Here is an 8,199-nt window from a genome sequence, read left to right on the forward strand (position 1 = left end):
CTTCAGGCTTTTTCCGCCGAGCGAAGTTAGCCATTCAACTGAAGTGACGCCAATGGGGCATGCCTTCAAATGTCACGGGGGCGGAATCAGGCTTCAAGCTTCAAAAAAACGCGCCCTTGTTCCGGCGTGAAGCGGACAGCTTCATCGTGCGGTAACAAGCAAGCGCGCAATTGTGCTGCTCCTGTTCCGGTGTTGCGAATGCCGCAATCGCTGTTTTCGGAAGTCAGCGTAATTTAGTAGGGTTTTAGTGTCAACGTGTAAGTTACGCTACTTCTTCAATACACTTGTGCTGTATGGCCGTATATAAAGTAATCACCATGGCAATTTCATGACGTCATGAACTACACCCGCACGCAAGCCGGCACTGCTGCCGTGCTAAATCCAAAAATCGAGATTCCGCGCCCGATGAAGGCATTGCTGATTTCGATGGTTGGTGGTTTTGACGCCAAGCTGTATGCGTCGCGCCTGCGGGATGATCAGGACGTGCCTGCCATGCTCGAGGCGCTTGTGAACGCCGGGTACATTCGAGCACTGTCCGACACCGACAGCGTTTCCGTTAAGCGTGTCGAAGCTCAAGTTACGCGCCTGGTTACCCAGCCAGAGCGTCTTGTTCCGCAGCCCGAGCGCTTATTCGTCCAGTCCGAGTCCCTCAGTCATCGCCCATTGCAAGACGCGGTAGCCGAGATCACTGATTTCGTGATGAGTTATCTGCCTGATGACGCTTTGGAGATGTCATTCGCACTGGAGGGGTTGACTTCGGTTGCGCAACTCGAGGCCTCGCTCCGCGCGTATGAGACAAAGATCAGGCATCTTGGCGCCATTGGGGATCACCATCTTGCAAAAGTTAAACGAATACTTGGTCACGCGTGATTAGTCTTTCAACTCAACTTTAAAGAAGTACTTATGCTAGTTCGTCTTATTTACGCCAGTACTGCCACCGAAGGTGTCGGCATGACGGAGTTCAAAGGGATCCTGCAGCAATCGCAGGCCAATAACACCCGGCGCGACCTGACAGGTGTTCTTGCTTTCAACAGCAAGATCTTTTTGCAGGGGCTGGAAGGGTCTCGCGAGCAGATCAATGATCTTTATTCGCGTTTGATGCGCGACACGCGCCATCACACTGTGGCGATATTGGAATACGCCGAGATTGAAGAACGTGATTGGGCACAGTGGTCCATGGGCTTTGCTGCGCAAAGCGCAGACAACCGAGCGCTGTTTTTGAAATATTCCGGGCAGAGCGTTTTCAACCCCTACGCCATGAGCGGCAGTGCGGTCAAAAAATTGCTCGGTGAACTCGGCGGAAAGTCGATATCCATGACCGTACCAACCGCACCGACGGCGCTTGTCGCACCGGTGCCCAGTGTCTACACGCCCTTGGCCTCGCGCAGCACGCCGCCTGTCCCAAAACCGCCAGCAGTTGTGCCGGCTGCAAGTCCTGCCGGATCGGCCACCGCCGCTTCACCGCTGTCGTCAACCACTGCCAGCAGCCCGAGTGCTCCCGGGTTACTGGGACGTTTGCTGAACCGATAAAGAGGGTCGTCATGCGATTAACGCATTCGGTTCCTCGCTAAACCACCCGCAATCTCACACAGTACGTCAATCGTGCTGGCGCTGGACAATCCGACGGTATTGGTGATTACCGACCGCAGTGATCTGGACGATCGACTCTTTGACACCTTTGCCGCTTAGACGCAATTGTTGCGACAGGAGGCTGACTGGCAGCCCTCGGTCAACAGGCGGTGGAAAGCTTCATCGCTGGCCAGCAGGTCGCGGGAGTGGCTGGGTCTTGAGCCTGCCGTCCATAAAGACTTGCCAGCTTTGCCTGTCGGCCTGCTGGATGGTTCTGGTGCTCCAGTCTTTCACTTCCAGAATCAGGATGCCGCGCCTCGGGTGCATCACCACAAAGTCTGGATGGAGGTGTTTGGGGCCTATGGGTACGTCATACCAGAGCAAATAGTCGTCGTCGAGTTTTTGTTCGAGTCTCTCGGCCAGACGCCGCTCGCCGGCGGTCATGCGGGAAACGCACGAACCGATTGCAGGAATAAGAGTCGCCATCCGGGAATACCAACCTTTTAATACATTTAAAAACGACTTGTAACATCCATCATGCCGGTAAATGTCCCTGATGGCTAGCGCCACGTTGCTGGGCTGGCGCAAGCTTGCCTGCCCAGCCGGTGCGCTGAAAGACTTTGCCTGAGCAATAAAACCCGTTCACGTCCAATGAATACGGTTGCTGTATGCTATGAATAACGTAGCGCTGACAAAGCTTGCTGGCAGCCGTCGAAGCAGTGTCGGGGTGGCCGGCGGGTAGTGCCTGCCGACGGAGCGTTTTCCCGCGACAGTCAGGGTGCCGCTGTTTCAGCGGCCATGTCGTGCCAGGCCTGGGCCATTCCCGGCAGATTCATCGGGGGTCAGGAATCAACAAGGATCAGGTCAGGAGCGCGACCAGATATGCGGCGGGCCAGCTGGTGGGCAACAAGAAGCAGCAGGCCAGAGGTTTGGCCAAACAGGCGAATGGCGAAACCCGCAAGGTCTCTGGTGATGCCTGGGAAGCCCTCAAGCGCGCGATCAGATAAGTGAATGCGGCTGGCGGCCGTTCGCACCGCCGCAAGTGCAGGCCCGGGCGCTGGTTGACGCGCTATTGCTGATTCAAGGCCGCAGGGCCATCAGACCGATCAGCGCTGATCGGCCATGGTGGGCCTTGCCTTCGGTCAGCTCGGCCTCGTATTCGCGGAGCTGCAGCAATTTGAAATCGGCAAAGGCTTCGCGCAACATTGCCGCGGTGTAGAGGTGGTCCAGCAGTGGCGGTCCGCCGGTTTTGTAATCCAGCTGTTTGGGTGTGTAACCCTGCAGCAGCAAGGTGCCGCCGGGCTTGAGGCAGCGCCTGATGTTGGAAAACAGTCGCGCGCGCATCGCCGGATCGGCGAACTGCACAAAGATGGCGGCCACACCGTCATACAGGTTCTGCGGCCACGGATAGGCATCGCAGTCGCTGACGGCAAAGTTGACCGACACGGCTTGGTCTGCGGCCAGCCTGCGGGCCTTGGCCACGCCAACACTGGCCACGTCAAAAGCATCGACCACCAGGCCCCGTCCCGCCAGCCAGACGCTGTTGCGGCCCTCGCCGTCGGCCACGCAGAGCACGCGCTGACCGGATTTCCAGGCGCCTGCGTGCTCGCGCAGCCAGGCGTTGGGCTCTGTGCCGAAAATATAGGCTTCGTTTTCGAAGCGCTGGTTCCAGCTATCGGCCGCGTCGGCGAATGGCGTGGGGGGCAAGGTCTGCATGGGATTTGTCGCTAGGTGCCAGGCAAGCGCCCGCTGCTGCTTGCTAATGATCACGACATTTTATTCCCCGCCAGCGTCACGCGTGCGCAGGCCAGCGCATGACCGGGCAAGGTGCGGGCCCGAAGTGGGCGACAACCGGCGTGGGTGGTTTCGGTTATCGTCGCTTTCAAATTCACAGCGGAGCCGCCCTTGTCAGATGCGATTCACTTTTACGAACCCAGGCTGGGCCACGGCCTGCCGCATGACCCGTTCAATGCCATCGTCGGACCGCGCCCGATTGGCTGGATTTCTTCGCGCAGCGAAGCCGGCGCGCTGAATCTGGCACCCTACAGTTTTTTCAACGCCTTCAACTACACGCCGCCCATCGTCGGGTTTGCCAGCATCGGCTACAAAGACACGCTGCGCAATATCGAAGCGACCGGCGAGTTCGTCTGGAACCTGACGACACGCGCGCTGGCCGAAGCCATGAACCAGAGCTGCGCCGCCGTGCCGCACGGCGTCAATGAGTTTGAACTGGCCGGCTTGAGCCCGGCGCCATCGCGCCTGGTAGCGGTGCCACGCGTGGCCGAGAGCCCGGTCGCGTTTGAATGCCGCAGCACGCAGATCGTGCAGCTGCAGGGGCTTGACGGCGACAAGGTGGCGACCTGGCTGGTGCTGGGCGAGGTGGTGGCTGTGCATATCGCCCTCAGCTTGCTGAAAGACGGTGTCTACGACACCGCAGCAGCCGGTCACATCCTGCGCGGCGGCGGACCGGCTGATTACTTCACGATCGGCCCTGAGCAGTTGTTTCGCATGCACCGCCCCAGGTGACGCGGACGTGGCCGCGCCCCCACGAAAAAGATTGAAGGAATTTGCCAAGTGACTAACGTGCCGCACGAGCTGTTCAACTTTGCCACTGCAGCCTCTGTGGCCAGCTGGTCCGCGGTGGATGACCGCGTGATGGGCGGTGTCTCGCGCAGCCGCCTGCGCCACGACCCGCTGGGCCATGCCGTGTTTGAAGGCACGGTGTCATTGCAGAACAATGGCGGCTTTGCCTCGGTGCGTTCGGCGGTGCTACCCCGGCCACCGGCTGCAGGCATCAGGCGCTACCTGCTGGACGTGCTGGACTTGCTGGACGACGGCAAGCGCTACAAGCTCACGCTGCGCATGGATGACGCCTTCGACGGCATCGCGTATCAGGCCGTGTTTGCGCCACCGGCCGGCCTGTGGACCACGGTTGAGCTGCCGCTGCAGGCATTTGCGGCGAGCTTTCGCGGGCGGGGCGTGCCGGAGGCGCCGCCGCTCGACCCGGGCCGTGTGCGACAGGTCGGCCTGATGATTGCCGAGAGCCAGGAGGGCGAATTTGCGCTCGCCCTGCGCGCCATCCGCACAGACTGAAAACCGGCGCGCCCGCCCACCTGCCAGTTGATCCGCGCGGCGCGCTGGCAGCGCGAACCGCCTGCCAGCGCCTTCCCATGCCGGGGCTGTTGAAGGCTCGTGAAGAGCTGCCTGGTTGCATCGCTCAAATGCAACGACATGTAAGCGTGGTCAACAGCCTGTGTTGCACCGCCGTTGCATATTCGGTTGCAATGAAATCATTCACAACACAACATCAATCCAAAGGACTCACATGAACAAGTTACTCGCTACCCTGATCGCCGGTCTGTTTGCCAGCGCTGCATTTGCACAAGCACCTGCCCCCGCCATGGCTCCTTCGGCGCCTGCGGTTGTGAAAGCTGAAGCCAAGGCTGTCAAGGCCGACGCCGCTGCCAGCAAATCCGAAGCCAAGGTCGATATGAAGGCCGATGCCAAGGTGCAAAAAGCTGAAACCACCGCCGGCGAAAAGAAAGCCACGGCGCACCAAAAAGCGGCAAAAACAAAAGCCAAAGCCCACGCCAAAGCCGCAAAGGCTGACACCGAAGACAAGGTAAAAGCTGATGCGAAGGCCGACAAGGTTGACGCCAAGGCCGATGCCAAAGCCGACAAATCTGTCGTCAACGCTACCGCCAAGTCCGACAAGGTCAAGGTCGATGCAACGGCTGACAAGGCCAATGCCAAAACCGAAACCAAGGCCGTGAAAGCCGAAGGCAAGGCAGACGTCAAAGCGTCTACCACCAAGTAATCGCTTAGGTCATCGCGTCTAACGCGGTTGATAAAAAAGACAGGCATAGCCTGTCTTTTTTTGTTTATGGCGCATCGCTGCGGCCTTCGCCCCGGCGATTGGCCAGGGTTGCAATCAGGCGGCGGCGCGGGGCGGCCCGGGCAACACCGTGAAGGCCAGCGCACCGGCTGCCAGCAGCGCGGCAATGGTGGCCAGCACCGCCGTGAAGGGGTCGATGCCGTGGGCAGAGGCGGCCGAGGCCACCATGCCGGTCAGCCACTGCATGGCCGCCACGCCCAGGAACATGGCCATGGTGAAAACTGCCATGGCGCGGCCGGTGATGGCCGCCGGGTAGGCCGCACGCACATCGGCATATTGCAGCACCATATAGCCCGACAGCACGCCAATCGCGATCGGGCCGAGCACATCTATAGGGGTGCTGTGCGTCAGGGCAAATGCGGCAAACAGCGCCGCCAGCAGCAGCGTGAAAGCCACGATCCAGCGGCGGCGATGCAGCGGGCCGGGGTCAAACCGGCCAAATAGCGGCGGGCCGAACAGCGAGGCCAGCGACATCAGCAGCGCCACGTTGCCGCTTTGCACCAGCGAAAAACCGTGCCGCTGCATCAGCATTGGCCCCAGCCAGAGGCCGCGCAGCGAGATGAAGGACGCATAGCCCACCGCCGCCAGCAGCACAATGCCCAGCGTGTGCGGCAGCATGAAGAGCGTGCCGAATTTGGTGATCGCCTGCCACAACGATTCCCTGGGTAGCGCCTGCCTTGCCAGGCTGACGGCCAGCGGCGGCGCGGGTTCGTGCACCAGCGCGTAAATAAGCCCCCAGGCCAGCGCGGCAATGCCGCCTAGCACCCAGAAGCCCATGCGCCACGAGGTCGCCTGGATCAGCCACGCCAGTGGCGTGCCGGTCAGCAACATGCCGATGCCGCCCAGGCCCAGCGTGAGGCCGGAGATCGCGGCGAAGCGCTCACTCGGCAGATGCCGCGCGATGAACACGGTGCACGCCAGAAAGGCCGGCGCGCAGCCAACGCCGATCAGCACCTGGCCGGTCACCAGCATGCCGTAGCTGCTCGCCAGCGCGGAAACCGCCGAGCCGGCAATCGCGATCGGGAAAGCCGTCAGCACGGTGCGCCGCACGCCATGCAGATCAATGCCGATGCCCATGAACAACTGCATGGCGCCAAAGGCGAAGTGAAACGCACCGGCAAACAGGCCGAGCGCCTGCGCACTCAGATGAAAGTCGGCCTGCAGCGGCGCGGCCATGATGGCGGCGATGGTGCGATAGGCCTGGCTGAGCGCGAACGCCGTCGTCAGTGCAAACAGCATGACCCAGACGGAATGTGTCGGCCGGACCGTGGCGGCGGGACGGGGCAGTGCGGAAGGTTTCATGGCGCTGTCAAGCGTACACCGGCGCAGGGCAGGCTGCGCCAGAGCCGGTCCGCAAGCGCTGTTTTTATGCCAAAACGGCTCCAGGTCCAATGAATTCGGTTACTTGTTGCTATTTAAAAAATAGCAAACAAGCGGTTTCACGGGACTGGAGAAATCGTGCCGGCAAGGATGTCTGCATGGGCCTTGCAAAAATCCACCAGCTTGTCCACTTCCTGCGATTTGTCGAACACCTCGTCCGCGCCGAGCTCCCTGCAGCGGCGCAGCAGGTCGCTTTGGTGGTAGCTGGTAAGCACCACGACTTTTTGGGCCAGCTTGCGCGTCTGGCACGCCAGCAACACGCCAAAACCGGTGCCTTGCGCCAGAAATAAATCAACAATGGCCAGGTCCCAGCCGCCGGGGTGGGCGTGCAGCCATTGGGTTGCGGTGGCTTCGGAATCGGCTTGGCCGACAAATCTGAGCGGCGCCATCTCCTCCATCGCCTCAACCAGGGTCTGACGTATGTCCGGCTTGTCTTCGACCAGAAAAGCGCTGATGAGCAAGGTTTCTCTCCAAACAAACGGTCAAGATACACCGCGCTTCGACCGCCCGCCAGTCAGCGTGTGTCATGAAGGCTTGTAGGCTGAATCCGGCTCGACAGCGCCCGCGGGCGCCCGCCGCGAAGACGGGGCGGGGTTCAATGGTGGTGGCCGTGCTCGCCGTGCACATGCTGGTGCGTAATCTCCTCGGCGCTGGCAAGTCGCACGTCCGTCACCTTGATGGAAAAGCGCAGTGCTTTGCCAGCCAGCGGATGATTGGCGTCGAGGATGACGGTATCGCCCTTGATTTTTGCCACATTGAACAGCTGCTCGCGGCCATCGCTGCCCCGGCCTTCGAGCTGGCCACCGACCTTCACGCCAGGCGGAAACTGGCTGCGCGGAATGGTGCGCACCAGCGTCTCGTCGCGCAGGCCGAAGGCGTCCTCGGGCGGCAGTGCCAGCGTGGTCTGAAAGCCGGGCTCCTGGCCTTCCAGCGCCGCTTCAATTTTGGGCAGCGTATTGCCGTAGCCGCCGTGCAGATAAACCATCGGCTCCTTGTCGCCTTCGATCAGCTTGCCTTGCGCATCGGATACCCTGAAGCGCAGGGTGACGGCGGTGTTTTTTTCAATTTTCATGGGGTGTGTTTTTACGGGAGCAAAGAATGAGGAGGCCCGCGCGCTGCGAACGGGTAATTTGCGTGATCTTAGCAATGATGGCCGGGCTCTGGCAGCCGCCGGTACTCTGCGCGGGGCCGGTCGATTGCGTTGAAGGCGCCTGGTGGCACGCGCTAAACTGGGGCTCCAAAGCGGCCTTTAACGAGAACCTTCCGAACACATCATGAATCCGCCCGACACCGAGACCATCGAGCTGCTACCCGCCGCCGGAGCGCCGGGGCAGCTGTTTGTGCTGCTGCATGAC

General features: G+C 60.8%; 9 protein-coding genes and 1 pseudogene. 5 read left to right on the forward strand and 5 right to left on the reverse strand.

The annotated features are described in order from the left end of the window. Positions 1-336 precede the first annotated feature (336 nt). Positions 337-870, forward strand: coding sequence for a hypothetical protein (locus HHJ19_RS06825; RefSeq protein ID WP_296905253.1), 534 nt, complete (start codon positions 337-339; stop codon positions 868-870). 33 nt (positions 871-903) lie between these two features. Further along, positions 904-1,530 carry a BLUF domain-containing protein gene (locus HHJ19_RS06830; RefSeq protein WP_296905255.1) on the forward strand — a complete coding sequence of 209 codons (627 nt, stop codon included), beginning with the start codon at positions 904-906 and terminating at the stop codon, positions 1,528-1,530. A gap of 264 nt (positions 1,531-1,794) precedes the next feature. On the opposite strand, the pseudogene HHJ19_RS06835 reads toward HHJ19_RS06830, so the two are convergent. Further along, positions 1,795-2,055, reverse strand: a pseudogene (locus tag HHJ19_RS06835) (nuclease-related domain-containing protein); the annotation flags it as partial. 594 nt (positions 2,056-2,649) lie between these two features. After that, positions 2,650-3,285 (reverse strand): bifunctional 2-polyprenyl-6-hydroxyphenol methylase/3-demethylubiquinol 3-O-methyltransferase UbiG, encoded by a 636-nt coding sequence (locus HHJ19_RS06840; RefSeq protein ID WP_296905257.1) that lies wholly within the window; start codon positions 3,283-3,285, stop codon positions 2,650-2,652. Between the two features lie 189 nt (positions 3,286-3,474). On the opposite strand from HHJ19_RS06840, the gene HHJ19_RS06845 reads away from it, so the two are divergent. From HHJ19_RS06845 to HHJ19_RS06855, 3 genes are all read left to right on the forward strand, one after another. Continuing rightward, a complete protein-coding gene (locus HHJ19_RS06845) occupies positions 3,475-4,095 on the forward strand; it encodes a flavin reductase family protein (RefSeq protein ID WP_296905258.1) in 621 nt (206 codons plus the stop codon). A gap of 48 nt (positions 4,096-4,143) precedes the next feature. Further along, positions 4,144-4,662 carry a CIA30 family protein gene (locus tag HHJ19_RS06850; RefSeq protein ID WP_296905260.1) on the forward strand — a complete coding sequence of 173 codons (519 nt, stop codon included), beginning with the start codon at positions 4,144-4,146 and terminating at the stop codon, positions 4,660-4,662. A gap of 232 nt (positions 4,663-4,894) precedes the next feature. Further along, positions 4,895-5,386, forward strand: coding sequence for a hypothetical protein (locus HHJ19_RS06855; RefSeq protein ID WP_296905262.1), 492 nt, complete (start codon positions 4,895-4,897; stop codon positions 5,384-5,386). Between the two features lie 114 nt (positions 5,387-5,500). Here HHJ19_RS06855 and HHJ19_RS06860 read toward each other — a convergent pair whose 3' ends face one another. The 3 genes from HHJ19_RS06860 to HHJ19_RS06870 all read right to left on the reverse strand — a co-directional run bounded on the left by HHJ19_RS06860 (position 5,501) and on the right by HHJ19_RS06870 (position 7,916). After that, positions 5,501-6,766 carry an MFS transporter gene (locus HHJ19_RS06860; protein ID WP_296905264.1) on the reverse strand — a complete coding sequence of 422 codons (1,266 nt, stop codon included), beginning with the start codon at positions 6,764-6,766 and terminating at the stop codon, positions 5,501-5,503. A gap of 137 nt (positions 6,767-6,903) precedes the next feature. Next, entirely contained in the window at positions 6,904-7,305 is a 402-nt protein-coding gene (locus HHJ19_RS06865; RefSeq protein ID WP_296905266.1) for a response regulator, read from the reverse strand. A 134-nt stretch (positions 7,306-7,439) separates the two neighbouring features. After that, a complete protein-coding gene (locus tag HHJ19_RS06870; RefSeq protein WP_296905268.1) occupies positions 7,440-7,916 on the reverse strand; it encodes a peptidylprolyl isomerase in 477 nt (158 codons plus the stop codon). Positions 7,917-8,199: the final 283 nt, after the last annotated feature.

The organism is Polaromonas sp., from assembly GCF_012927415.1.
Taxonomy (GTDB): Bacteria; Pseudomonadota; Gammaproteobacteria; order Burkholderiales; family Burkholderiaceae_C; genus Polaromonas.

What these genes read in the sequence shown, in the direction of transcription:
- HHJ19_RS06825 (WP_296905253.1), top strand. Translation starts at nt 337, where the DNA reads ATGAACTACACCCGCACGCAAGCCGGCACTGCTGCCGTGCTAAATCCA.
- HHJ19_RS06830 (WP_296905255.1), top strand. Translation starts at nt 904, where the DNA reads ATGCTAGTTCGTCTTATTTACGCCAGTACTGCCACCGAAGGTGTCGGC.
- HHJ19_RS06840 (WP_296905257.1), bottom strand. Translation starts at nt 3,285, where the DNA reads ATGCAGACCTTGCCCCCCACGCCATTCGCCGACGCGGCCGATAGCTGG.
- HHJ19_RS06855 (WP_296905262.1), top strand. Translation starts at nt 4,895, where the DNA reads ATGAACAAGTTACTCGCTACCCTGATCGCCGGTCTGTTTGCCAGCGCT.
- HHJ19_RS06860 (WP_296905264.1), bottom strand. Translation starts at nt 6,766, where the DNA reads ATGAAACCTTCCGCACTGCCCCGTCCCGCCGCCACGGTCCGGCCGACA.
- HHJ19_RS06870 (WP_296905268.1), bottom strand. Translation starts at nt 7,916, where the DNA reads ATGAAAATTGAAAAAAACACCGCCGTCACCCTGCGCTTCAGGGTATCC.